This window comes from Burkholderia sp. FERM BP-3421 (assembly GCF_028657905.1).
GTDB lineage: Bacteria > Pseudomonadota > Gammaproteobacteria > Burkholderiales > Burkholderiaceae > Burkholderia.
The window spans coordinates 1865935-1890802 of sequence record NZ_CP117782.1; the positions used below are offsets into that span (position 1 = coordinate 1865935).

Below are 24868 nucleotides of genomic sequence, written 5' to 3' on the forward strand. Positions count from 1 at the left end.
CCCGCCTTATTTGCCGCCGAGCGTTACAAACAGGGTCAGGAGCCCCAGCATGCCGATGATCATGGCGAACGCGTAGTGATAGATGTAACCGGATTGGAGGAAGCGGATCACGCCGGCGAACCAGCCGATGAAACGCGCGCTGCCGTTGACGAGGCCGTCGATCACCACGACGTCGCCTTCCTTCCACAGACCGCGCCCGATCGCGACCGAGCCCTTCGCGAACACGACCTCGTTGATCTTGTCCATGTAGTACTTGTTGTCCAGCAGCGTGTAGATCGGGCCGAACGCGCGGCGGACCACCGCCGGCAGATCCGGACGCTTCAGGTACAGGAACCACGCGACGATCACGCCGGCGGCCGCGAGCCACAGCGGCAGCGTCGAGATCGAATGCAGGCCGAGCGCGGCCCAGCCGTGGAATTCCTCGGCCATCTCGGCCAGCGCCGGGTGGTTCGCGCCGATGAAGATCACCTTGTCGAACGCGACGCCGTGCTGGAAGAAGTCGCCGAACAGCATCGGACCGATCGCGATCGCGCCGATCACGATCGACGGAATCGCCAGCAGCACGAGCGGCACCCACACGACCCACGGAGTCTCGTGCGGTTCGTGCGCGTGGTCGTCATGGCCGTGGCCGTGATCGTCGTGACCGTGCGCGGCCGCCTGCCCCATCGGCGAATCCGGATGCTTCGGCTTGCGGAAGCGCTCTTCGCCGTGAAACACCAGGAAGTACATGCGGAACGAGTACAGCGCGGTCACGAACACGCTCGCGACCACCGCGAAGTAGGCGAAGCCCGAACCCGGCAGGTGCGACAGCTTCACTGCATCGATGATCGAGTCCTTCGAGTAGAAGCCGGAGAAGAACGGCGTGCCGATCAGCGCCAGCGAGCCGATCAGCGACGTGATCCAGGTGATCGGCATGTACTTGCGCAGGCCGCCCATGTTGCGCATGTCCTGGTCGTGGTGCATGCCGATGATCACCGAGCCCGCGCCGAGGAACAGCAGCGCCTTGAAGAACGCGTGCGTCATCAGGTGGAACACGGCGACCGGGTAGGCGGACACGCCGAGCGCGACCGTCATGTAGCCGAGCTGCGACAGCGTCGAATACGCGACCACCCGCTTGATGTCGTTCTGGACGATGCCGAGGAAGCCCATGAACAGCGCCGTGATCGCGCCGATCACCGTGATGAACGACAGCGCCGCGTCGGACAGTTCGAACAGCGGCGACATGCGCGTCACCATGAAGATGCCGGCCGTCACCATGGTCGCCGCGTGAATCAGCGCGGAGATCGGCGTCGGGCCTTCCATCGAGTCAGGCAGCCACACGTGCAGCGGGAACTGCGCGGACTTGCCCATCGCGCCGATGAACAGACAGATACAGGCGACCGACAGCAGGCCCCAGTCGGTGCCCGGGAAGTGCAGCACCGCGAGCGCCTCGCGCTTCGCGAACACTTCGCCGTAGTTCATCGAGCCCGCGTAGGCGAGCAGCAGGCCAATGCCGAGCAGGAAGCCGAAGTCGCCGACGCGGTTCACGAGGAACGCCTTCATGTTGGCGTAGATCGCGCTTTCCCGCGTGAAGTAGAAGCCGATCAGCAGGTACGACACCAGGCCCACCGCTTCCCAGCCGAAGAACAGCTGCAGGAAGTTGTTGCTCATCACGAGCATCAGCATCGAGAACGTGAACAGCGAGATGTAGGAGAAGAAGCGCTGGTAGCCCTCTTCCTCCGACATGTAGCCGATCGTGTAGATGTGCACCATCAGCGAGACGAAGGTGACCACCACCATCATCATCGCAGTCAGCGAATCGACGAGGAAGCCGACCTCGAGCTTCAGCGAGCCCACGTTCATCCATTCGTAGACCGTCGCGTTGTAGCTCGCGCCGTTCATCACCTGGAGGAACACCATCGCGGAAAGGATGAGCGAGATCGCGACGCCGAGAATCGTGACCCGGTGCGCGCCCTTGCGCCCCACCGCGTTCCCGAACAGCCCCGCGATCAGCGAGCCGGCCAGCGGAGCGAGCGGAATCGCCAGCAGCAGGTTTTCATTGAGTGTCGTTGACATAACAGCGGTGCCTGAAATTAACCTTTGAGCTGATCGAGATCCTCGACATTGATCGTGTCGAGCTTGCGGAACAACGTCACCAGAATCGCGAGGCCGATGGCGGCTTCAGCCGCCGCGACCGTCAGCACGAAGAACACGAAGATCTGGCCGTGCACGTCGCCGAGGTAATGCGAGAACGCGACGAAATTGGTGTTCACCGCGAGCAGCATCAATTCGATCGACATCAGGATCACGATGATGTTGCGACGGTTCAGGAAGATCCCGACGATGGCGATCGCGAACAGGATCGCGCCGAGCACGAGGTAATGGGCCAAGGTCAACATTTGTCTTTCTCCTCCGCTTAGCCGTTGTTGCCGGTGGAACCGGCATCGCCGTCGACGGTTTCCGGCTGCGGCTTCTCCGCCTGCATCTTCACGAGGCGCACGCGGTCCTGGCGACGCACCTTCACCTGGTCGGACACGCGCTGACGCTTGCTGTCCTTGCCCTTGCGCTCGGTCAACGCCACCGCGGCGATGATCGCGACGAGCAGCACCAGGCCGGCGACTTCGAAGGCGAAGATGTAATCGGTATAGATCACCTTGCCGATCAGGCGCGTGTTCGGCATGCCGGCGAGCGCGCCCGCGGCGATGTCGCGCACCGGCGCGGAGGTCGCGCCGTAGCCGCGCCACAGGATCAGCGCGGTCTCGACCACGATGATCGCGCCCACCACGGTCGCCATCGGCACGAAGCGCTTGAAGTCGCGCCGCAGCTCGTCCATGTTGATGTCCAGCATCATCACGACGAACAGGAACAGCACCATCACGGCGCCGACGTAGACCAGCACCAGCAGGATCGCGAGGAACTCGGCCTCGAGCAGCATCCAGATCGCGGCCGCGTTGAAGAACGCGAGCACGAGGAACAGCGCAGACCCGACCGGGTTGCGCGAAGTGATCACCTTCAGCCCCGAGACCACGAGGAGCAGCGAGAAGATGTAGAAGAGTACGGTCGTGAAGTCCATGATTACCGGTTCATCGTTAGGCCTGTATCAGGCGCGGTTCGTTGGCACAAGACAAGCGTGCCGCAACCGTCGCCGCGGCTCGGCCGGCCCGCTCGGGCCGGCACTGCATACCACCTGTTACCGATACGGCGCATCGGCGGCCTTCGCGGCCGCGATGTCCTTCTCGTAGCGGTCGCCCACCGCGAGCAGCATGTCCTTCGTGAAGTACAGGTCGCCGCGCTTCTCGCCGTGATACTCGAGGATCTGCGTCTCGACGATCGAGTCGACCGGGCAGCTTTCCTCGCAGAACCCGCAGAAGATGCACTTGGTGAGATCGATGTCGTAGCGCGTCGTGCGGCGCGTGTTGTCCGCGCGCGTTTCCGACTCGATCGTGATCGCCAGCGCCGGGCACACCGCCTCGCACAGCTTGCATGCGATGCAGCGCTCTTCGCCGTTCTCGTAGCGGCGCAGCGCGTGCAGCCCGCGAAAGCGCGGCGAAATCGGCGTCTTCTCTTCCGGGAACTGCACCGTGAACTTGCGCTTGAACGCATAACGTCCGGTCAGCGCGAGCCCTTTCAGCAGCTCGACCAGGAAGAACGTCTTAAAGAAGTGTTGGATTGCCGTCATGATTTCAACCGCCCCTTAATTCCAGATATTCAGCGGCGACATGATCCAGAAGCCGACCACGATCACCCAGACCACGCACACCGGCAGAAACACCTTCCAGCCCAGGCGCATGATCTGGTCGTACCGGTAGCGCGGGAACGTCGCGCGGACCCAGATGAACACCGACAGCAGCGCGAAGACCTTCAGCACCAGCCAGAAGATGCCCGGGATGAACGACAGGAATTCGAACGGCGCGGACCAGCCGCCGAGGAACAGCGTCGCGGTCAGGGCCGAGATCACGATCATGTTGATGTACTCGGCGAGGAAGAACAGCGCGAACGCCATCCCCGAGTAATCGATCATGTGGCCCGCGACGATCTCGGACTCGCCTTCCACCACGTCGAACGGGTGGCGGTTCGTTTCCGCGATGCCCGACACGAAGTAGACGACGAACACCGGCAGAAGCGGCAGCCAGTTCCACGACAGGAAGTTGAGGCCGTAGCTCGCGAAGATGCCGTGCTGCTGCGAATTGACGATCGCCGACAGGTTCAGGCTGCCCGCCGTCATCAGCACGACGACCAGCGCGAAACCCATCGAGATTTCGTAGGACACCATCTGCGCGGCCGCGCGCATCGCGCCGAGAAACGCGTACTTCGAATTCGACGCCCAGCCCGCCAGGATCACCGCGTACACGCCGATCGACGAGATCGCGATCGCGTACAACAGGCCCGCGTTGATGTCGGCGAGCACCGCTTCCGCCTGGAACGGGATCACCGCCCACACCGCGAACGCGGGCAGCACGGTCATCACCGGCGCGATCAGGTAGAACCAGCGGCTCGCGGCCGTCGGCTGGATCACTTCCTTGAGCAGCAGCTTCAGCACGTCGGCGATCGGCTGCAGCAGGCCCGCCGGGCCCACGCGGTTCGGTCCGAGACGCACGTGGATCCAGCCGATCAGCTTGCGTTCCCACAGAATCAGGTACGCCACGCACAGCAGGATCACCACGCTGACGACGAGGATGCGCACGAGCGCCCATACCGTCGGCCACGCGACACCGAGAAGCTGGGCTCCGCCCGAGTTGATCGTATCGAACAAGCTCATTTACGCCTTCTCCACCACCAGTTCACCGGACAGGCTGCCAAGCTCAGCGCCGGCAGGCGTCGCCGCCGATACACGCACGACCGTCTCCGCAAGATTCTCGTCACGCACGGCCGGCAACTGCACCGCGCGATCGCCCTGGCGCACGCGCACCGCGTCGCCATCCTTCAGACCGAGCCGGTCGAACAGCGCGGCAGGCAGCGCCGCCTTGTTCGCCGCCTTCGCGGCCGCCGTCAGATGCAGCGAACCCGCGCGGCGCACCAGCGCGTCGGCGTGATAGATCGGCACGTCGGCGAGGCGCTCGAGGCCGCCGTTCGCCGCCGCCGCGACCCGCGCCGGCGCGACCGCCGTGTGGTTCGACAGGCGCTCGGCCGCCACGCGCTCGCCCAGCGCCGCGAGACGCACCTCTTCCGAGGTTTCGTATTCGAAGTTCGGCAGGTTCAGCAGGCTGCCCAGCACGCGCAGCACCTTCCAGGCCGGACGCGTGTCGCCCAGCGGACGCACGACGCCGTTGAACGACTGCGCGACGCCTTCCGCGTTGACGAACGTACCGGCCGTTTCCGTGAACGGCGCGATCGGCAGCAGGACGTCCGCGTAGTCGAGACCGTGCTTGAACGGCGACATCACGACCACCATCTCCGCCTGCTTCAGCGCGGCCAGGGCCTGCGCCGGGTCGGCCGTATCGAATTCCGGCTCGACGTTCAGCAGCACGTAGCCCTTGCGCGGCTGCGCGAACGCGTCGCGCGCATTGAGGCCGCCCTGGTCAGGCAGTGCGTTGACGAGGTGCGCGCCGACGGTATTGGCCGCTTCCGTCAGGAAGCCGAGCGTCGCGCCCGTCTGTTCCGCGATCCACTGCGCGGCCGCATGCAGCTGCGCGAATTGCGGATGTTGCACCACGCCGTTGCCGAGCAGCACGACGCGACGCTCGCCGCTCGTCAGCGCCTGCGCGACCTGCTGCGCGGCTTCCGATGCGGCGACGCCCGACAGCGCGTCCGGCAGCGCGACGCCGCGCGCCTGCGCGACCGCCGCGGCCACGCCGGCCAGCTCGTCGAACCATGTCGACGGCGCCGCCGCGATCCGCTTCGCGGTCGGGATCAGCGCATCGTCGCGGGTGGCGTTCAGGAAATGCAGCTTCGCGCCGTTCTTCGCGGCCTGACGCAGGCGCGCGGCGAAGAGGGGGTGGTCGCGGCGCAGGAACGAGCCGACGACGAACGCGGCGTTGACCGTCGACAGGTCGGCGATCGGCATGCCGAGCCACGGCGCACCGTTGACCGGCGCCGAGAAATCAGCCTGACGCAGGCGGAAATCGACGTTCGGGGTCTTCAGTTCACGCGCCAGCTGCTTGAGCAGGAACAGCTCCTCGACCGTGCTGTGCGCGCTCGACAGCGCGGCCAGCGCATTCGCGCCGTGATCGGCCGCGATGCCCTTGAGGCCCTTCGCCACGTATTCGAGCGCGGTCTGCCAGTCGGTTTCGAGCCACTGGCCGCCCTGCTTGAGCATCGGCTTGGTCAGGCGCTCTTCGCTGTTGAGGCCTTCGTACGAGAAACGGTCCTTGTCCGAGATCCAGCACTCGTTGACGGTCTCGTTCTCGAACGGCAGCACGCGCATCACGCGGTTGTTCTTGACCTGCACCACGAGGTTCGCGCCGACGGAATCGTGCGGGCTCACCGACTTGCGGCGCGACAGTTCCCAGGTACGGGCGCTGTAGCGGAACGGCTTGCTCGTGAGCGCGCCGACCGGGCACAGGTCGATCATGTTGCCGGACAGCTCGGAATCGACCGTCTTGCCGACGAAGGTCGTGATTTCCGAGTGCTCGCCGCGGCCCAGCATGCCGAGTTCCATCACGCCGGCGACTTCCTGGCCGAAGCGGACGCAACGCGTGCAGTGGATGCAGCGCGACATTTCTTCCATCGAGATCAGCGGGCCCACGTTCTTGTGGAACACCACGCGCTTCTCTTCGCTGTAGCGCGACGACGACTTGCCGTAGCCGACCGCCAGATCCTGCAGCTGACACTCGCCGCCCTGATCGCAGATCGGGCAGTCGAGCGGGTGATTGATGAGGAGGAATTCCATCACCGATTGCTGCGCCTTCACGGCCTTGTCGGACGTGGTGTGCACGATCATGCCGGCCGACACGGGCGTCGCGCAGGCCGGTACGGCCTTCGGCATCTTCTCGACTTCAACGAGACACATCCGGCAATTGGCCGCAACCGACAGCTTCTTGTGATAGCAGAAGTGAGGGATGTACTTGTCCGCCTTGTGCGCAGCCTGGATCACCATGCTGCCTTCGGGCACCTCGACCTTCTGGCCGTCTATTTCAAGTTCAACCATGATGGTGAATGGTCCTTAACCTATTTCCGCTCGTTCGCGCATACGCTCGACCGCGCGCTCGATATCCGCAACCGGGTTCCGCTTCAGGCCGCCGCCGCGTGCGCGTGGCCGCCGACCATGCAGTGCTTGTGCTCGACGTGATACGCGAACTCGTCCCAGTAGTGCTTGAGCATCCCGCGCACCGGCATCGCCGCCGCATCGCCGAGCGCGCAGATCGTGCGGCCCATGATGTTCTCGGCGACCGAGTTCAGCAGGTCCAGATCTTCCTTGCGACCCTCCCCGTGCTCGATCCGGTTCACGACGCGCCACAGCCAGCCCGTGCCTTCGCGGCACGGCGTGCACTGGCCGCACGATTCCTCGTGATAGAAGTACGACAGGCGCAGCAGCGAACGGACCATGCAACGCGTCTCGTCCATCACGATCACCGCGCCCGAGCCGAGCATCGAGCCGGCCTTCGCGATCGCGTCGTAATCCATGTCGGTCTGCATCATCAGATCGCCCGGCACCACCGGTGCGGACGACCCGCCCGGGATCACCGCCTTGATCTTCTTGCCGCCGCGCATCCCGCCCGCCAGCTCCATCAGCGTCGCGAACGGCGTGCCGAGCGGCACTTCGTAGTTGCCCGGACGCTCGACGTCGCCCGACACCGAGAAGATCTTCGTGCCGCCGTTGTTCGGCTTGCCGAGTTCGAGGTAGTTCTGCGGGCCGATGCTCAGCAGGAACGGCACCGCGGCGAACGTCTCGGTGTTGTTGATCGTGGTCGGCTTGCCGTACACGCCGAAGCTCGCCGGGAACGGCGGCTTGAAGCGCGGCTGGCCCTTCTTGCCTTCGAGCGATTCGAGCAGCGCGGTTTCCTCGCCGCAGATGTACGCGCCATAGCCATGGTGCGCATGCAGCTCGAACGAGAACTCGGAGCCCATGATGCGCTCGCCGAGGAAGCCGGCGCGGCGCGCTTCGTCGAGCGCCGCCTCGAAACGGCGATAGACCTCGAAGATCTCGCCGTGGATGTAGTTGTAGCCGACCGTGATGCCCATCGCGTACGCGCCGATCGCCATGCCCTCGATCAGGGCGTGCGGATTCCAGCGCAGGATGTCGCGGTCCTTGAACGTGCCCGGCTCGCCTTCGTCCGAGTTGCAGACGAGGTACTTCTGCCCCGGGAACTGGCGCGGCATGAAGCTCCACTTCAGGCCGGTCGGGAAGCCTGCGCCGCCGCGGCCGCGCAGCCCCGACGCCTTGACGTCGGCGATCACCTGCTCGGGCGGAATCTTTTCCTCGAGGATGCGGCGCAGCTGCTGGTAGCCGCCGCGCGCGACGTAGTCTTCGAGATGCCAGTTGTCGCCGTTCAGGCCGGCGAGAATCAGCGGTTTGATGTGACGATCGTGGAGGGACGTCATTTCGAGAGCTCCTCAAGCAGCTGGTCGATCTTCTCGCGGCTCATGAAGCTGCACATTTTGTGGTTGTTCAGCAGCAGCACCGGCGCGTCGCCGCACGAACCGAAGCACTCGCCTTCCTTCAGCGAGAACTTGCCGTCGGGCGTGGTTTCGCCGAAACCGATACCGAGCTTCTGCTTCAGATAAGCGGCGGTCGCTTCCGCACCGCCGTCCGGGCCGAGCTGGCACGGCAGGTTCGTGCAGAGCGTGATCTTGTGCTTGCCGACCGGTTGCAGCTCGTACATCGTGTAGAACGTCGCGACTTCCTGCACGGCGACGGCCGGCATGTCGAGATAGTCCGCGACGAACTGCATCAGTTCGGGCGACAGCCAGCCGTGCTCTTCCTGGGCGACGGCCAGTGCCGACATCACGGCGGACTGTTTCTGATCGGCGGGATACTTCGTCAACGCGCGATCGATTTCTTTCAGGCCTTCAGCTGAGATCATTTTCAGACACGACTCTTTCAATTCCTACCGAACGAACAACCTGCCGACTTGGGGGTACGGACGGCAGACCTGGCGCTCACTATTGACAGCTGGCGAGGGCGCAGCGCGCATCGCCGGTGATTCGCGGCGCCGCCCGACCGGGGCGGCGCCGCTCCTTAACGGTCGATCTCGCCGAACACGATGTCCTGCGTGCCGATGATCGTGACCGCATCGGCGATCATGTGGCCGCGGGCCATCTCGTCGAGCGCGGCCAGATGCGCATAGCCCGGCGCGCGGATCTTGAGCCGGTACGGCTTGTTCGCGCCGTCCGACACGAGATAGATGCCGAACTCGCCCTTCGGATGTTCGACGGCGGCGTACGCCTCGCCTTCCGGCACGTGGAAACCTTCGGTGAAGAGCTTGAAGTGGTGAATCAAGTCTTCCATGTTGGTCTTCATGCCGACGCGCGACGGCGGTGCAACCTTGTGATTGTCGATCATCACCGGGCCCGGATTCTTGCGCAGCCAATCAATACATTGTTTCGCGATGCGGGTCGATTGGCGCATTTCCTCGACGCGAACCAGGTAGCGGTCGTAGCAGTCGCCGTTCACGCCCACCGGGATATCGAAATCGAGGCGGTCGTACACTTCGTACGGCTGCTTCTTGCGCAGGTCCCATGCGATCCCCGAACCGCGGATCATCGGGCCCGTCAGGCCGAGCTGCAGCGCACGCTCCGGCGTCACCACGCCGATCCCGACGAGACGCTGCTTCCAGATCCGGTTGTCGGTCAGCAGCGTTTCGTATTCGTCGACGCAGGTCGGGAAACGATTGAAGAAATCTTCGATGAAGTCGAGCACCGAGCCCTGGCGCGCCTCGTTCATGCGTGCGAGCGCCTTCTCGTTGCGGATCTTCGACGCCTTATACTGCGGCATCGCGTCCGGCAGGTCGCGATAGACGCCGCCCGGACGGTAATAGGCCGCGTGCATGCGCGCGCCCGACACCGCCTCGTAGACGTCCATCAGGTCCTCGCGCTCGCGGAACGCGTACAGGAACACCGCCATCGCGCCGACGTCGAGCGCGTGCGCGCCGATCCACATCAGGTGGTTCAGCACGCGCGTGATTTCATCGAACAGCACGCGGATGTACTGGGCGCGCTCCGGCACCTCGATGCCGAGCAGCCGCTCGATCGCCATCACGTAGCCGTGTTCGTTGACCATCATCGACACGTAGTCGAGACGATCCATGTAGGGTACGGACTGGATGAAGGTCTTGCCCTCGGCAAGCTTTTCCGTCCCGCGATGCAGGAGGCCGATGTGCGGGTCGGCGCGCTGGATCACTTCGCCATCGAGTTCGAGCACGAGGCGCAGCACACCGTGCGCGGCCGGGTGCTGCGGACCGAAGTTGAGCGTGTAGTTCTTGATTTCTGCCATGGCGCCCTCTTAATGTTTCAGACCGCCATAGCGATCCTCGCGGATCACGCGCGGCGTGATTTCGCGCGGCTCGATCGTCACCGGCTGGTACACGACGCGCTTCTCTTCCGGGTCGTAACGCATCTCGACGTAGCCGGAAACCGGGAAATCCTTGCGGAACGGGTGACCGATGAAGCCGTAGTCGGTCAGGATCCGGCGCAGGTCCGGATGGCCTTCGAACACGATGCCGTACAGGTCGAACGCCTCGCGCTCGTACCAGTTGGCCGAGGCCCACACGTTCACCATGGAGGCGACGATCGGCAGATCGTCGTCGGACGCGAACACGCGCAGGCGCAGCCGCCAGTTGTTCGACACCGACAGCAGTTGGAGCACCGCCGCGAAGCGCGGGCCGTCGTAGGCGCCGTCACCGTAGGTTTGATAGTCGACGCCGCACAGGTCGATCAACTGCTCGAAGCCGAGCGTGGGGTCGTCGCGCAATTGCGTCGCGACCTCGAGGTAGTCGCCCGCCTTCACGACGAGCGTCAGCTCGCCGACAGACTCGGTCAGGCTCACCACGCGCGCGCCGAGCGCGGCGTCGAGGTTCGCTTTGAGGGTCTCGATTTTGCTTGCCATATTGTGGGGTGCTCGGGGCGTTTATTGACGGGCGATGGTGGCGGTGCGGCGGATCTTCGCTTGCAGCTGGATCACGCCGTAGACCAACGCTTCCGCCGTCGGCGGACATCCGGGCACGTAGACATCGACCGGCACGATGCGATCGCAGCCGCGCACCACCGAATACGAATAGTGGTAGTAGCCGCCGCCGTTCGCGCACGACCCCATCGAGATCACCCAGCGCGGCTCGGCCATCTGGTCGTACACCTTGCGCAGCGCGGGCGCCATCTTGTTGCACAGCGTGCCCGCGACGATCATCACGTCCGACTGGCGCGGGCTCGGGCGAAACACGACGCCGAACCGATCCAGGTCGTAGCGGGCCGCGCCCGCATGCATCATCTCGACCGCACAACACGCGAGACCGAACGTCATCGGCCACAGCGAGCCGGTGCGCGTCCAGTTGATCAGCTTGTCAGCCGTGGTGGTGACAAAACCTTCCTTCAAGACCCCTTCGATACTCATTTGCTTTCCACTCCAGACAGGCGGCAGGCAGGGGCCGCCCATGCAAACCGGCGATTGAACCCGTCACTCCCAGTCGAGGCCACCCTTCTTCCAGATATACGCAAAGCCCAGCAGGAATTCGAGCAGGAAAATCATCATTGCCATGAACCCGGGCCAGCCGATGTCGCGCAGGGCGACGCCCCACGGAAACAGGAACGCGGTCTCGAGATCGAAGATGATGAACAGGATGGCGACGAGGTAGTAACGCACATCGAACTTCATGCGCGCGTCTTCGAACGCTTCGAAGCCGCACTCGTATGGGGAATTCTTTTGAGAGTCGGGCCTGTTGGGGCCGAGAAGCTTACCGATGCTGACCAGCGCTATGCCTAATCCGGCGCCCACGAGAATGAACAACAAGACGGGGTAATAGGCTGCGAGGTTCAAGGCTTTCCTCTATCGGTTGGTCTGAGCGCTCCGGAGAATAACACCTTCCGGAGAAAGGATCATTTCGGAGTGCCTGCGATCCCAAGACATCCGCAAGCATACGCCACAAATGAAAAATGCCAGCCCACACGAAGCGGCTGGCATTGAGTAACTTTGGTGCCGACGGCGAGACTCGAACTCGCACAGCTTTCGCCACTACCCCCTCAAGATAGCGTGTCTACCAATTTCACCACGTCGGCACTGCATGCAACCCGGGAGAGAACTTCTTGCGTCCCGCGAATCGCTTCAAGAATTAAATTCTAACCCGGCTTTCCAAATTGTTCAACGCACAAATCCGATTTTTTTAAACTTTTATTTCGGAACGTCCTGACCCGGCGCGGAGGCGCTCGACGTCGCGACGGCAGCCGATGCGGCAGCCGGCTGCGACGCGGCAGCAGCCGATGCAGGCGCCGTCGTGGCCGCACCGCCCAGCACGCCGACCGACGGCGCGGACTTGTAGGAGCCGAGGTAGGTCAGCGTGAGCGTCGCGATGAAGAAGATGGTCGCGAGAACCGCGGTGGTGCGCGACAGGAAGTTCGCGGAACCGGTCGCGCCGAACAAGCTGCCCGACGCCCCGCTGCCGAACGCCGCGCCCATGTCGGCGCCCTTGCCATGCTGCAGCAGCACAAGGCCGATCACGCCCAGCGCGGACAGCAGCTGCACCACAATAATCAGTACTTTCAGATACGGCATCACTCTCACCTGAGTTGGGGTTTGAGCGGCCGGCACGCGCCGACCGCCTGGATTCATTCACTATGCTGCGGACACGGCCCGCATCAGCCCGCGGCCCGGCAGATCGCCAGGAAATCGTCGCTCTTCAGCGACGCGCCGCCGATCAGGCCACCGTCGATATCCGCCTGGCCGAACAGCTCGACCGCGTTGTCGGCCTTCACGCTGCCGCCATACAACAGCGACACGTGCGCCACGCCCTTCGCCTCGAGACGCGCGCGCAGGAACGCATGCACCTGCTGCGCCTGGTCGGACGTCGCGCTCTTGCCGGTGCCGATCGCCCAGACGGGTTCGTAGGCCACCACGATGCGCGCCGCCTCGTCCGTCGACAACACCGCCAGCACCGCGTCCAACTGCGTGCCGACCACCTGCTCGGTCACGCCGGCCTCGCGCTCTTCGAGCGTCTCGCCGACGCACACGACCGGCGTCAGGCCCGCCGCGAGCGCACGCTGCGTCTTCGCCGCGACCGCCGCATCGGTTTCGCCATGATACGCGCGCCGCTCGGAGTGACCGACGAGCGCATAGGCCGCACCGAATTCGGCCACCATGCCCGCGGCGACTTCGCCGGTGTACGCGCCCTGTTCGTGCGCGGACACGTCCTGCGCGCCCACCGCGACGCGGCCGCCCTGCAGCCGCCCGCACGCCTGCGCGAGATACGGGAACGGCACGCATACGCCGACGGCCACACTGTCCGGCACCGCGAGCGCGCCTTGCGCGACGCTGTCCAGCAATGCCTGGTTGCCGTCGAGGCGGCCATGCATCTTCCAGTTGCCGATCACCCGCTTGGTTCTTTGTTTCGACATCGTTCGTCTCGTCATGGACATGCCGGCAGGGCCGGCCGTCGGGTTCATCCGGCGAAGCAAACCTGCGATTTTACTGCGCGGCCCAGGAACCGGTCAAACCGGCCCTGTCAAGCGTTCGTCCCCCATTCCAGCACGATCTTGCCGACATGCTCGCTGCTCTCCATCAGCGCGTGCGCATCGGCCGCCTGCTCGGCCGGGAAGGTCCGGTAGATCACGGGCTTGATGTGCCCGTCGGCCAGCAGCGGCCACACGCGCTCATGCAGCTGCGCGGCGATCCGCGCCTTGAATTCGACCGGACGCGGCCGCAGCGTCGACCCGGTCACCGTCAGGCGCCGGCGCAGAATCTCGCCGAGATTCACCTCGGACTTCGCGCCGCCGAGCAGCGCGATCAGCACCAGCCGGCCGCCGTCGGCGAGCGCGCTCAGTTCGCGCGGCACGTAGCTGCCCGCGACCATGTCGAGGATCACGTCGACGCCGCGATCCTGGGTCAGCGCCTTCACGACCTCGACGAAATCCTCGGTGCGGTAATTGATCGCACGCTCCGCGCCGAGGCGCTCGCACGCCCGGCACTTGTCGTCGCTGCCCGCGGTGGCGAACACCCGGAAGCCCAGCGCATGCGCGATCTGGATCGCCGTCACGCCGATCCCGCTCGAGCCGCCCTGCACGAGCAGCGTCTCGTGCGGGCCGCCCTCGCCCGCGCCCAGCGCCGCGCGATCGAACACGTTGCTCCACACCGTGAAGAACGTCTCCGGCAGCGACGCCGCCTCGAGGTCCGTGAGCCCCGCGGGCACCGGCAGGCACTGCGCGAGCGGCGCCGCGACGTATTCCGCGTAGCCGCCGCCCGCGACGAGCGCGCATACGCGGTCGCCGCGCTTCAGGCCGAACGGGTTCGCGGCCGGATCGGACAGGTCGCCGTCGACGATCTCGCCCGCCACCTCGAGCCCCGGCAGATCGGAGACGCCCGGCTGCGGGGGATACGCGCCCTTGCGCTGAAACACATCAGGGCGATTCACGCCCGACGCCGCCGCCTTGATCAGGACTTCGCCGCGCTTGAGACCGGGGCGCGGGCGCTCGGCGAGCTTCAACACCTCGGGCGCGCCGAATTCGGTGATTTCGATCGCTTTCATGCTGTGGCTCCAGAAGCGGGATGGGTGTGCGTCGCAGCCGGCGCACACCCATCCATCCTGCAAGAAAAACGGCCGGTGCGCGCGTGCGTCACCGGCCGTCGATGCGCCGCTTACTGCTGCGGCGGCGTGCCGTCGTGCGAGCCGGCCGCTTCGTTCAGCAGCGCCTTCGCCGACAGGCGGACCCGACCCTTCTCGTCCGTCTGGATGACCTTGACCTTCACCTGCTGGCCTTCCTTCAGGTAGTCATTGATGTCCTTCACACGCTCGTTGACGATTTCCGAGATGTGCAGCAGGCCATCCTTGCCCGGCAGCAGGTTCACGATCGCGCCGAAATCGAGCAGCTTGAGGACCGTGCCCTCGTACACCTGGCCGACTTCGATCTCGGCCGTGATGTTCTCGATGCGCTTCTTCGCCTCGGCCATGCCTTCGCTGCTCGTGCTCGCGATGGTCACGACGCCGTCGTCGGAGATGTCGATCGTCGTGCCGGTTTCCTCGGTCAGCGCGCGGATCACCGAACCGCCCTTGCCGATCACGTCGCGGATCTTTTCCGGGTTGATCTTGATGGTGATCATGCGCGGCGCGAACTCCGACAGCTGCGTGTTCGCACCCGACACGGCGGCCGTCATCTTGCCGAGGATGTGCATGCGGCCTTCCTGCGCTTGCGCGAGGGCGACCTGCATGATTTCCTTGGTGATGCCCTGGATCTTGATGTCCATCTGCAGCGCGGTCACGCCTTCGGCCGTGCCGGCCACCTTGAAGTCCATGTCGCCGAGGTGATCTTCGTCGCCGAGGATATCGGTCAGCACCGCGAACTTGTTGCCCTCAAGGATCAGGCCCATCGCGATGCCCGCGACGTGCGCCTTCATCGGCACGCCGGCGTCCATCAGCGCGAGGCAGCCGCCGCACACCGACGCCATCGACGACGAACCGTTCGATTCGGTGATTTCCGACACCACGCGGATCGAGTAGCCGAACTCGTCGGCGCTCGGCAGGCACGCGACCAGCGCGCGCTTCGCGAGGCGGCCGTGGCCGATTTCGCGACGCTTCGGCGAGCCGACGCGGCCCGTTTCGCCGGTCGCGAACGGGGGCATGTTGTAGTGGAGCATGAAGCGCTCGCGGTATTCGCCTTCGAGCGCGTCGATGATCTGCTCGTCGCCCTTGGTGCCGAGCGTCGCGACGACGAGTGCCTGCGTCTCGCCGCGCGTGAACAGCGCGGAACCGTGGGTGCGCGGCAGCACGCCCGTGCGGATCTCGATCGGACGCACGGTGCGCGTGTCGCGGCCGTCGATGCGCGGCTCGCCGTTCAGGATCTGCGAACGGACGATCTTCGCCTCGATGTCGAACAGCACGTTGCCGACGGTGGCCTTGTCGGCCGCTGCCGTGCCGGCTGCCAGCGCTTCTTCCTCGAGCTTCGCCGAGGTCGCCGCGTAGGCTTCCTTCAGCTTGGCCGAGCGCGCCTGCTTGTCGCGGATCTGGTAAGCGGCGAGCAGCGCCGGCTGCGCCAGCTCGGTCACGCGGGCGATCAGCGCCTCGTTCTTCGGCGCCGGCTGCCAATCCCACTCGGGCTTGCCGCCGTCGCGCACCAGCGCGTGGATCGCGTCGATCGCGACCTGCATCTGCTCGTGGCCGAACACCACGGCCCCCAGCATCACGTCTTCCGGCAGCTGGTCGGCTTCCGACTCGACCATCAGCACGGCGCGCTCGGTGCCCGCGACCACGAGGTCGAGGCGCGACGCCTTGATCTGCGCGCGGGTCGGGTTCAGCACGTACTGGCTATCGATGTAGGCGACGCGCGCGGCGCCGACCGGGCCGTTGAACGGCAGGCCGGACACGGCCAGCGCAGCCGACGCGCCGATCAGCGCGGGGATGTCGGCCGGCACTTCCGGGTTCACCGACAGCACGTGGATGACCACCTGCACTTCGTTGTAGAAGCCTTCCGGGAACAGCGGGCGCAGCGGACGGTCGATGAGGCGCGAGGTCAGGGTCTCGTGCTCCGACGGACGGCCTTCGCGACGGAAGAAGCCGCCCGGGATCTTGCCGGCCGAGTAGGTCTTCTCGATGTAGTCGACGGTCAGCGGGAAGAAATCCTGGCCCGGCTTCGCCGACTTCGCGCCGACGACGGTCGCGAGCACCACGGTGTCCTCGATGTCGACGATCACGGCGCCGCCTGCCTGACGGGCGATCTCACCGGTTTCGAGGCGCACCTTGTGCTGGCCCCACTGGAATTCCTTCACGACTTTATTGAACAGAGACATGGTCGCTCCTTGTTGTTCGTTCATCTCGATTCGCCGCGCGCGGCGCCTGGCCGGCGCGGCGGCGTCGCGCCCAGGCCGTATGGGAAGAGGTGTGTTTTTTATGCCATTCCAGCGCGGCGCCCGACACGTGCGGCGCGCTGGAATGACACAAAGCTCAACCCTGGAACCTGGCCGCTTGGACCCGCGGCCGGTTGCCCGGCGCGGACCCCGCGGTACGGATCACGCTGCGTACCGCGCAAAAACAAAATGCCTGCATCAGCGGACTGACACAGGCATCTTGCTGGAGGCGTTCGCCCCGCTTACTTACGCAGACCCAGCTTCTCGATCAGCGCGCGGTAACGGTCGGCGTCCTTGCCCTTGAGGTAGTCGAGCAGCTTGCGGCGACGGCTCACCATGCGCAGCAGGCCACGACGGCTGTGGTGGTCCTTCGCGTGGGTCTTGAAGTGACCCGTGAGTTCCACGATGCGCGCGGTCAGCAGCGCGACCTGGACTTCGGGCGACCCCGTGTCGTTGGTGGCGCGGGCAAACTGAGAAACGACTTCCGACTTCTTGATATCAGCAACAGACATGTGATTTCCTTTCAGACTAAACAGGCGGACACGGAAGAAAGGCCGTGCCGTGACTTACAACCGGCGGGCATTGTAGCATAAGTCCCCCGCCCGGCCACGCCCGCCTTTCAGGGCCGCTGCATCACGCACGCGGCCGGCGCGGCCGCCTCCGTCGGCGGCACCGCCAGCACGGTTCGGAAACCATAACCCGACCCTTCGTTGTCGAAGCGCACGCCGCGCGTGCCCGCCTTGTCCATCTGCATGACATAAAGGGGTTGAATCAATTGATGGTCAGCCGCGCGCATCCGCACCGGGTGGAAGCCGTCGTCGAAACGCATCCCCTCGAGCGCACGCGCCACGGCGACGGGATCGGCGCTGCCCGCCTTCGACATCGCGGCGGCCAGCATCTCCACCATCTCGCTCATGCGCCGCACCGGGTAGTCGTCCTGGGCGGCCGGGAAACGCGCGCGGAACGCCTGGTAGAACGCGTCCGACTGCGCGCCGCCCGCGTTCGGGTGCCAGTCGGCCACCGCCAGCACGCGCCGCACGCCGGCGTCGCCCAGCGCGGCCGGCGCGCCGAGGCTGTTGCCGTAGAACGTATAGAAGCGGGTGTCGAGCCCCTGCTCGCGGGCCGCCTTGACGAGCAGCGTCAGGTCGTTGCCCCAGTTGCCGGTGATCACCGCGTCGGCGCCGCCCGCGCGGATCTTCTCGACATACGGCGCGAAATCCTTGACCCGCCCGATTGGATGGAACTCGTCGCCGACCACCGCGATGTCCGGCCGCCGCGCCTTCAGCGCGGCGCGGGCCAGCGCGCTGACGTCGCGCCCGAAGCTGTAGTCCTGGTTCAGCAGGTAGACCTTGCGCACCGCGCGGTCGCCCGCCAGCACGTCGACGAGCGCATCCATCCGCAGCCCCGCGTGCGCATCGAAGCGGAAATGCCAGAAGCTGCACGCGCTGCCCGTCAGCGCCGGATCGTCGGCCGAGTAGTTGAGGAACAGCGCGCGATGCGCGGGGTCGCGCGCATTCTGGCGCGCGAGCGCGGTCACGAGCGCCGCCGCCACCGCCGAACCGTTGCCCTGCATCACGAAGCCGATCTGCCGGTCGCGCGCCGCGCGCAACTGGACCAGCGCCTCCTCGACGCCACCCTTGCTGTCGAACACCACGAGTTCGAGCGGATGCATGCCGTCGCGCAGCTTCACGCCGCCCCGCGCGTTCACGCGCTCGACGCCGAAACGCAGATTGCGCTCCACCGCGGCGCCCGCGTTGGCGAACGGCCCCGACATGCCCTCGATGAGCGCGAGCCTGACCGGCTCGCCCGCCGCCTGCGCGCTCGCTGCCCACGGCGCCAACAGCGCGCAGGCCGTCCACGCGGCCGCCACCGCCCGCATCCATCGTTGCATCGCGCCACTCCCTCTCGATTCACGAAGCGCGGATCATACCCCGCCGCGCTTTTGCGGCTTTTCCGCGCGCGGCGTGCGCCGGCACGCGCCGGGCGTGATAAAACGTCGGATATCCCGTGTCTTGGAGATTCCTATGCTCATCCGCCTCCCGGTCCTGCTCGCCTGCGCCGCCGCGCTTCTCGCCGGCTGCGCGCAGCCGTGGCAGCAGTTCCAGGCCGGCCAGGACCAGTCGGCGATCGTCGCGCGCATGGGTCCGCCGCGCGAGATCTACGATCTGCCGAACGGCGGCAAGCGGCTGATGTGGCCGACCCAGCCGATGGGCGAGGTCACGACGGCGGCCGATGTCGACGCGAGCGGCAAGATCGTCAACGTGCGTCAAGTGCTGCAGCCGAACGAGTTCTATCGCGCGGAAATCGGCAAGTGGACGAAAACCGACGTGCTCGTGAACTTCGGGCGCCCGGTCGAGACCGCCTACTTCCCGCTGATGAAGCGCGAGACCTGGACCTACCGCTACCTGGAAGACAACGTCTGGTACATGCTTTACAGCTTCTATTTCGACGACCAGGGCATCCTGCGCCTGACGCAGAAAACGCCGGATCCGCTGCACGATCCCGACCGCCGTACGCTTTTCTGAAATATTTTCCGCTCATCGGTGACATTTGGATAGAAATAGCCATTTAATCAGGCAAGATTTACCCTTGCCGCGATTAAATGGCTTTTTTGTTATTTTATTTTCATACCGCCGTCATGCCGCGCGCCGGTGCGGCCGCGCGCCTGTGGGCGAACCAGCGTGAGACGCCCGTCCCACCGGCATGCGCGCCACCGCCCTCCGATCGCCAGTATGGTGCGTCCCGCGCTCGCTTTCGCCACCGCCGCGCCAATTCCGGTGCAAATGCAAACAATCACCGCGATAAATTGAAACAGAATGTTTCAATTCGAACTCTTGAATAAGACAAACCCCTAATATCACCCATCGACCACCTTTCAATTTAGAAAGGTATTGGGTTTTAACGACGCCGGCTGTCGGATATTTCCGATTCATTATGAAGGAATCCTCATGAACCGTCCCAAGAGCATGCTCGCTGCCAACATCGCCTGGGCCCGCGAAACGGCCGAACGCGCGCCCGACTTCTTCGACACGCTCGCGCGCGGCCAGAATCCGCGCGTCCTCTGGATCGGCTGCGCCGACAGCCGCGTGCCGGCGGAAACCATCACCCACAGTGCGCCCGGCGAGCTGTTCGTCCACCGCAACATCGCGAACCTGTTCCAGCCCGACGACGACAACTGCGCCAGCGTGCTCGAGTACGCGGTGCGCGTGCTGAAGGTCGACCACGTGATCGTCTGCGGCCACTACGGCTGCGGTGGCGTGCGCGCCTCGCTGCTGCCGCCCTCGCCCGCGCTGCCGCACGTGAACCGCCGGATCGCGCCGCTGTGCGCGCTGGCCGCGCGCCATCGCGGCGAACTCGACCCGCTGCCGTCCGACCAGGCCGCCGACCGGCTCGCCGAACTCAACGTGCTGGAGCAGGTGCGCGCGCTGCGCGACGCCGCGATCATCCGCGACAGCGACCCCGCGCCGCTCGTGCACGGCTGGATCTTTTCGCTGGCGGACGGCCGCCTGAAGGAGCTGACATCCGGCTACCCCGCCCGCGCCGTCGCACCGCACGCCGCCGCCCAGGCGGAAGCCGCGCCCGCGCTGTCCTGACCCGCCTCCCCCTTTCTTCCTCGGCCACCATGAATCCACGCACCGCTTTCGCCACCTTTCCGCGCGACTTCGTCGCCGGCGTCGTCGTGTTCCTCGTCGCGCTCCCGCTCTGCCTCGGCATCGCCAACGCGTCGGGCGTCGCGCCCTTCGCGGGCCTCGTCTCCGGCATTGTCGGCGGCCTCGTCGTCGCGTTCCTGAGCGGCTCGCCGCTGTCCGTGAGCGGCCCCGCCGCCGGCCTCGTCGTGATCGTCGTCGAGGGCATCGCGCAGCTCGGCAGCTTTTCCGCGTTCCTCGTCGCCGTGCTGCTCTCGGGGGTGATCCAGTACGGCTTCGGGATGCTCAAGGCAGGCCAGCTCGCCGCCTACGTGCCGTCCCCCGTGATCAAGGGCATGCTCGCCGCGATCGGCATCCTGCTGATCGTCAAGCAGGCGCCGTTCGCGCTCGGCCTCACCGGCGGCGCGAGCGCGATGTCGATCACGCACGCCACCCTCACCGCGGCGACGCTCGCGATCGTCTCGCTCGCGCTGCTCGTCGCCTGGGAAACCCGCGCGCTGCGACGCTTCGCGCTGATCCGCGCGGTGCCCGCGCCGCTCGCCGTCGTGCTGGTCGGCATCGGCGCGACGCTCGCGCTCGGCTTCGTCGCGCCGTCCCTCGCGCCGCTCGCCGAACATCGGGTCGCGCTGCCCGAACTCGCCTCGTTCGCCGCGCTCGGCGACGCGCTGCGCGGCGCCGACCTCGGCCCGCACTACAAGCAGCTGTGGAATCCCGATGTCTGGCGCGTCGCGATCACGCTGGCCGTGGTCGCCAGTCTCGAAACCCTGCTGAGCCTGGAAGCGGTCGAACAGATCGACCCGAAGCGCCGCCCGTCGGAACCCGATCGCGAACTCAAGGCGCAGGGCATCGGCAACCTCGTCGCAGGCGTGATGGGCGGCCTGCCGATCACCTCGGTGATCGTGCGCAGCTCGGTCAACGTCAACGCCGGCGCGCAAAGCCGCATGTCCGCGATCATCCACGGCATCCTCTTGCTCGTCAGCGTGTTCGCGCTGACGGGCCTCATCAACCTGATTCCCCTCGCCAGCCTCGCGGCGATCCTGATCCACACCGGCATCAAGCTCGCGAAGCCGTCGCTGTTCGCGGCGGTCGCGAAGCAAGGGCCCGGCGCGTTCCTGCCGTTCGTCGCGACGATCGGCGGCGTGCTCGCGGTCGACCTGCTGTTCGGCATCGCGCTCGGGCTCGTGTGCAGCGTGCTCGTCGTCGCCTTGGCGAACCTGCGCAGCCCCGCCACGCTCGCCCAGCACGACGATCACTACCTGCTGACGTTCCGCAAGGACGTGTCGTTCCTCGGCAAGGTCCAGGTCAAGCACGACCTGCGGCAGATCCCCGACCACGCGGTACTGACCATCGACGCCACCCGCGCCGACTACATCGACCACGACGTGCGCGAGTTGCTCGACGCCTTCGTCGCGGCCGCGCCCGCGCGCGGCATCGTCGTCGAGTTCCGCCATGCGCCGAGTGCACAGCGGCGCGGCGGACGCTGGCACCGCCGTCCGAGCGCGCAATAGCGGCGCGTCCAAGCAAAACGCCCCCGCGCGGCTTGCGTCGCGCGGGGGCGTTGTCATGGCGTCACGCCGGCTCGTGAGCCGGCGCGGCCGACGTCAGGAACGCTGCGGGTTCAGCTTGTCGACGTTCGCGTGCAGCTTGTTGAGCGCCGCGATATACGCCTTGGCCGACGCCGCGACGATGTCAGGATCGGTGCCGACGCCGTTGACGATCCGGCCGCTCTTCGACAGCCGCACGGTCACCTCGCCCTGCGCCTGGGTGCCGGTGGTGATCGCGTTGACCGAGTACAACAGCAGCTCGGAGCCGCTGCCGACCTCGCTCTCGATCGCGTTCAGCGTGGCGTCGACCGGCCCGTTGCCGCGCGCCTCGCCGCTCACTTCCGCGCCGTCGACCGAGAACACGACCTTCGCCTGAGGCTGCTCGCCCGTCTCGGAATGCTGCGCGAGCGACACGAACTTGTAGCGCTCCTGGGCCTGCGCGAGCGACGCCTCTTCGTTGACGATCGCGATGATGTCCTCGTCGAAGATCTCCGACTTGCGGTCCGCCAGATCCTTGAAGCGCATGAACGCCGCGTTGAGGTCCGCTTCGCTGTCGAGCGCGATGCCGAGCTCCTGCAGCCGCTGCTTGAACGCGTTGCGGCCCGACAGCTTGCCGAGCACGATCTTGTTCGCGGTCCAGCCCACGTCTTCCGCGCGCATGATCTCGTAGGTGTCGCGCGCCTTCAGCACGCCGTCCTGGTGGATGCCCGACGCATGCGCGAACGCGTTCGCGCCGACCACCGCCTTGTTCGGCTGCACGACGAAGCCCGTGATCTGCGATACGAGCTTCGAGGCCGGCACGATCTGCGTGGTGTCGATGCCGAGATCGAGGCCGAAGTAATCCTTGCGGGTCTTCACGGCCATCACGATTTCCTCGAGCGAGGTATTGCCCGCGCGCTCGCCGAGACCGTTGATCGTGCACTCGACCTGACGCGCGCCGCCGATCTTCACGCCCGCGAGCGAATTCGCCACCGCCATCCCGAGGTCGTTGTGGCAGTGCACCGAGAAGATCGCCTTGTCCGAATTCGGGATGCGCTCGCGCAGCGTCTTGACGAGGTTGCCGTACAGCTCCGGCACGCCGTAGCCGACCGTGTCGGCGATGTTGATGGTGGTGGCGCCTTCCGCGATCACGGCCTCGAGCACGCGGCACAGGAAATCCAGGTCCGAGCGGCTGCCGTCTTCCGGCGAGAATTCAATGTCGTCGGTGAACTTGCGCGCGAAGCGCACCGCGAGGCGCGCCTGCTCGAACACCTGGTCGGGCGTCATCCGCAGCTTCTTCTCCATGTGCAGCGGCGAAGTCGCGATGAAGGTGTGGATCCGGAAGCGGTTCGCGGGCTTCAGCGCATCGGCCGCGCGCTGGATGTCCTTGTCGTTGGCGCGCGCGAGCGAGCAGATCGTGCTGTCCTTGACCTGCGACGCGATCGTCTGGATCGCGTCGAAATCGCCGTTCGAGCTGGCCGCGAAGCCCGCCTCGATCACGTCGACCTTCATCCGTTCCAGGTGCTTCGCGATGCGGATCTTCTCTTCCTTCGTCATCGACGCCCCGGGCGATTGCTCGCCGTCGCGCAACGTCGTATCGAAAATGATCAGTTTGTCTGTCATGGGGACTCCAGGAGGCTTGTTGGGGATAGCACAAACGTAATGAAGTTCGCGCCACCGCTGGCGACGCTCAACAACAGACGAGGCAGACGGAGGGCGAAAACGGTCAGCGCGGCACGCGCGCTAGCGCTAGCGCGCCTAGCAGCGCACCAGCAGGAAGAAGGGACAGGCGGGAAAAGGCAGTCATGCCGAAGAATATAGCGGCATTCCGCGAAGCGCGCAATCGGCTCCACCCCGAAATCGCGCGGCCGGCGGCGCCATGAAAAACGGCGGCCGCGCGGGCCGCCGTTCAGGCAGGAAACAATCGGGGTCAGTGCTCGCGCTGCGATGAGCGCGCCGGATTGGCGCGGCCCCGCACCGCCATGTAGGCCCAGAACACGTAACCCGACAGGCCGTACAGCACGAACAGGCCGAACAGCATCAGCGGCGGGTCCGACGACACCAGCACGAACGCGACCACCACCAGCAGGATCGCCGCGAACGGCACGCGGTGCCGGACATCGAGCGCCTTGCCGCTGTAGAACGGCGCGTTCGACACCATCGTCACGCCCGCGTAGACGGTCAGCGCGAAGGCGACCCAGGGCAGCCAGCCGAGTTGGACCGGCACCCGGTTGTCGGTGGCGAGCCACACGAAGCCCGCGATCAGCGCCGCCGCGGCCGGGCTCGGCAGCCCCTGGAAGAAGCGCTTGTCGACCACGCCGAGATTCGTATTGAAGCGTGCGAGCCGCAGCGCCGCGCCCGAACAGTAGACGAACGCGGCGAGCCAGCCCCAGCGGCCGAGGTCCTTGAGCACCCACTCGTACATCACGAGCGCGGGCGCGACGCCGAACGACACCATGTCGGACAGGCTGTCGAACTGCTCGCCGAACGCGCTTTGCGTGTGCGTCATCCGCGCGACCCGCCCGTCCATCCCGTCGAGCACCATCGCGACGAAGATCGCGATCGCGGCGGTCTCGAAGCGCACGTTCATCGCCTGCACGACCGCGAAGAAACCGCAGAACAGCGCGGCGGTGGTGAACGCGTTCGGCAGCAGGTAGATCCCGCGCGTCCTCAGAAAGCGCTGGCGCGCGGCGCGCCGGCTCTCGGGCACCGCCTCCTGCGCGACCGTCTTGTTATGGCGGAACGAGCGCGGCAACGGACCGTTGCTGTTGCGCGGGCGACGCGGTTTGAATGCTGCCATC

The 24868-nt window shown here is 65.9% G+C and carries 23 protein-coding genes and 1 tRNA gene; 3 read left to right on the forward strand and 21 right to left on the reverse strand.

The window, feature by feature from the left end; translation table 11 throughout:
• Window positions 1-6: 6 nt before the first annotated feature.
• The 19 genes from nuoL to Bsp3421_RS24395 all read right to left on the reverse strand — a co-directional run bounded on the left by nuoL (window position 7) and on the right by Bsp3421_RS24395 (window position 18776).
• Window positions 7-2055 carry an NADH-quinone oxidoreductase subunit L gene (gene nuoL / locus Bsp3421_RS24305; RefSeq protein ID WP_274004130.1) on the reverse strand — a complete coding sequence of 683 codons (2049 nt, stop codon included), beginning with the start codon at window positions 2053-2055 and terminating at the stop codon, window positions 7-9.
• Window positions 2056-2072: 17 nt separating this feature from the next.
• The gene (gene nuoK, locus Bsp3421_RS24310) at window positions 2073-2378 is read right to left on the reverse strand and encodes an NADH-quinone oxidoreductase subunit NuoK (RefSeq protein ID WP_252983714.1); all 306 of its coding nucleotides are present in this window, start codon (window positions 2376-2378) and stop codon (window positions 2073-2075) included.
• A gap of 17 nt (window positions 2379-2395) precedes the next feature.
• Window positions 2396-3052, reverse strand: coding sequence for an NADH-quinone oxidoreductase subunit J (locus tag Bsp3421_RS24315; protein WP_274004131.1), 657 nt, complete (start codon window positions 3050-3052; stop codon window positions 2396-2398).
• 117 nt (window positions 3053-3169) lie between these two features.
• Window positions 3170-3658: an NADH-quinone oxidoreductase subunit NuoI gene (gene nuoI, locus Bsp3421_RS24320; RefSeq protein WP_252983716.1), complete on the reverse strand. Its 489-nt coding sequence runs from the start codon at window positions 3656-3658 to the stop codon at window positions 3170-3172.
• A gap of 15 nt (window positions 3659-3673) precedes the next feature.
• A complete protein-coding gene (gene nuoH, locus Bsp3421_RS24325) occupies window positions 3674-4738 on the reverse strand; it encodes an NADH-quinone oxidoreductase subunit NuoH (RefSeq protein WP_274004132.1) in 1065 nt (354 codons plus the stop codon).
• Window positions 4739-7066, reverse strand: coding sequence for an NADH-quinone oxidoreductase subunit NuoG (nuoG, locus tag Bsp3421_RS24330; RefSeq protein ID WP_274004134.1), 2328 nt, complete (start codon window positions 7064-7066; stop codon window positions 4739-4741).
• Window positions 7067-7149: 83 nt separating this feature from the next.
• Window positions 7150-8460 carry an NADH-quinone oxidoreductase subunit NuoF gene (gene nuoF, locus Bsp3421_RS24335; RefSeq protein ID WP_274004135.1) on the reverse strand — a complete coding sequence of 437 codons (1311 nt, stop codon included), beginning with the start codon at window positions 8458-8460 and terminating at the stop codon, window positions 7150-7152.
• Complete coding sequence (nuoE, locus tag Bsp3421_RS24340; RefSeq protein WP_252983720.1) at window positions 8457-8942, reverse strand: NADH-quinone oxidoreductase subunit NuoE; 486 nt, start codon at window positions 8940-8942, stop codon at window positions 8457-8459. Before nuoE ends, nuoF begins: the two co-directional genes overlap by 4 nt.
• 155 nt (window positions 8943-9097) lie before the next feature.
• Window positions 9098-10351, reverse strand: coding sequence for an NADH-quinone oxidoreductase subunit D (locus Bsp3421_RS24345; protein WP_274004138.1), 1254 nt, complete (start codon window positions 10349-10351; stop codon window positions 9098-9100).
• Window positions 10352-10360: 9 nt separating this feature from the next.
• Complete coding sequence (locus Bsp3421_RS24350; protein WP_274004140.1) at window positions 10361-10963, reverse strand: NADH-quinone oxidoreductase subunit C; 603 nt, start codon at window positions 10961-10963, stop codon at window positions 10361-10363.
• Between the two features lie 21 nt (window positions 10964-10984).
• Entirely contained in the window at window positions 10985-11464 is a 480-nt protein-coding gene (locus Bsp3421_RS24355) for a NuoB/complex I 20 kDa subunit family protein (protein ID WP_274004143.1), read from the reverse strand.
• A 63-nt stretch (window positions 11465-11527) separates the two neighbouring features.
• Window positions 11528-11887, reverse strand: a complete 360-nt coding sequence (locus tag Bsp3421_RS24360; protein ID WP_274004145.1) for an NADH-quinone oxidoreductase subunit A — start codon at window positions 11885-11887, stop codon at window positions 11528-11530.
• Window positions 11888-12041: 154 nt separating this feature from the next.
• A tRNA-Leu gene (locus Bsp3421_RS24365) sits at window positions 12042-12126 on the reverse strand.
• A 112-nt stretch (window positions 12127-12238) separates the two neighbouring features.
• Complete coding sequence (gene secG, locus Bsp3421_RS24370; RefSeq protein WP_274004147.1) at window positions 12239-12619, reverse strand: preprotein translocase subunit SecG; 381 nt, start codon at window positions 12617-12619, stop codon at window positions 12239-12241.
• 83 nt (window positions 12620-12702) lie between these two features.
• Window positions 12703-13506 carry a triose-phosphate isomerase gene (tpiA, locus tag Bsp3421_RS24375; protein ID WP_274004149.1) on the reverse strand — a complete coding sequence of 268 codons (804 nt, stop codon included), beginning with the start codon at window positions 13504-13506 and terminating at the stop codon, window positions 12703-12705.
• Between the two features lie 59 nt (window positions 13507-13565).
• A complete protein-coding gene (locus tag Bsp3421_RS24380) occupies window positions 13566-14585 on the reverse strand; it encodes an NAD(P)H-quinone oxidoreductase (protein ID WP_274004151.1) in 1020 nt (339 codons plus the stop codon).
• Window positions 14586-14695: 110 nt separating this feature from the next.
• Complete coding sequence (gene pnp, locus Bsp3421_RS24385) at window positions 14696-16840, reverse strand: polyribonucleotide nucleotidyltransferase (protein WP_274004152.1); 2145 nt, start codon at window positions 16838-16840, stop codon at window positions 14696-14698.
• Between the two features lie 299 nt (window positions 16841-17139).
• The gene (gene rpsO / locus Bsp3421_RS24390) at window positions 17140-17409 is read right to left on the reverse strand and encodes a 30S ribosomal protein S15 (protein WP_274004153.1); all 270 of its coding nucleotides are present in this window, start codon (window positions 17407-17409) and stop codon (window positions 17140-17142) included.
• 107 nt (window positions 17410-17516) lie between these two features.
• Window positions 17517-18776: a branched-chain amino acid ABC transporter substrate-binding protein gene (locus Bsp3421_RS24395; protein ID WP_274004338.1), complete on the reverse strand. Its 1260-nt coding sequence runs from the start codon at window positions 18774-18776 to the stop codon at window positions 17517-17519.
• A gap of 145 nt (window positions 18777-18921) precedes the next feature.
• Here Bsp3421_RS24395 and Bsp3421_RS24400 point away from each other — a divergent pair, with 145 nt between their 5' ends.
• From Bsp3421_RS24400 to Bsp3421_RS24410, 3 genes are all read left to right on the forward strand, one after another.
• The gene (locus tag Bsp3421_RS24400) at window positions 18922-19422 is read left to right on the forward strand and encodes a hypothetical protein (RefSeq protein WP_274004155.1); all 501 of its coding nucleotides are present in this window, start codon (window positions 18922-18924) and stop codon (window positions 19420-19422) included.
• Window positions 19423-19845: 423 nt separating this feature from the next.
• On the forward strand, window positions 19846-20490 hold the full coding sequence (locus Bsp3421_RS24405; protein WP_274004156.1) for a carbonic anhydrase: 645 nt from the start codon (window positions 19846-19848) through the stop codon (window positions 20488-20490).
• 29 nt (window positions 20491-20519) lie between these two features.
• The gene (locus Bsp3421_RS24410) at window positions 20520-22052 is read left to right on the forward strand and encodes a SulP family inorganic anion transporter (RefSeq protein ID WP_274004158.1); all 1533 of its coding nucleotides are present in this window, start codon (window positions 20520-20522) and stop codon (window positions 22050-22052) included.
• A 93-nt stretch (window positions 22053-22145) separates the two neighbouring features.
• Here the strand turns inward: Bsp3421_RS24410 and Bsp3421_RS24415 are convergent, their stop codons facing one another.
• On the reverse strand, window positions 22146-23690 hold the full coding sequence (locus tag Bsp3421_RS24415; RefSeq protein WP_274004159.1) for a 2-isopropylmalate synthase: 1545 nt from the start codon (window positions 23688-23690) through the stop codon (window positions 22146-22148).
• Between the two features lie 307 nt (window positions 23691-23997).
• The gene (pssA, locus tag Bsp3421_RS24420; RefSeq protein WP_274004162.1) at window positions 23998-24867 is read right to left on the reverse strand and encodes a CDP-diacylglycerol--serine O-phosphatidyltransferase; all 870 of its coding nucleotides are present in this window, start codon (window positions 24865-24867) and stop codon (window positions 23998-24000) included.
• Window position 24868 lies beyond the last annotated feature (1 nt).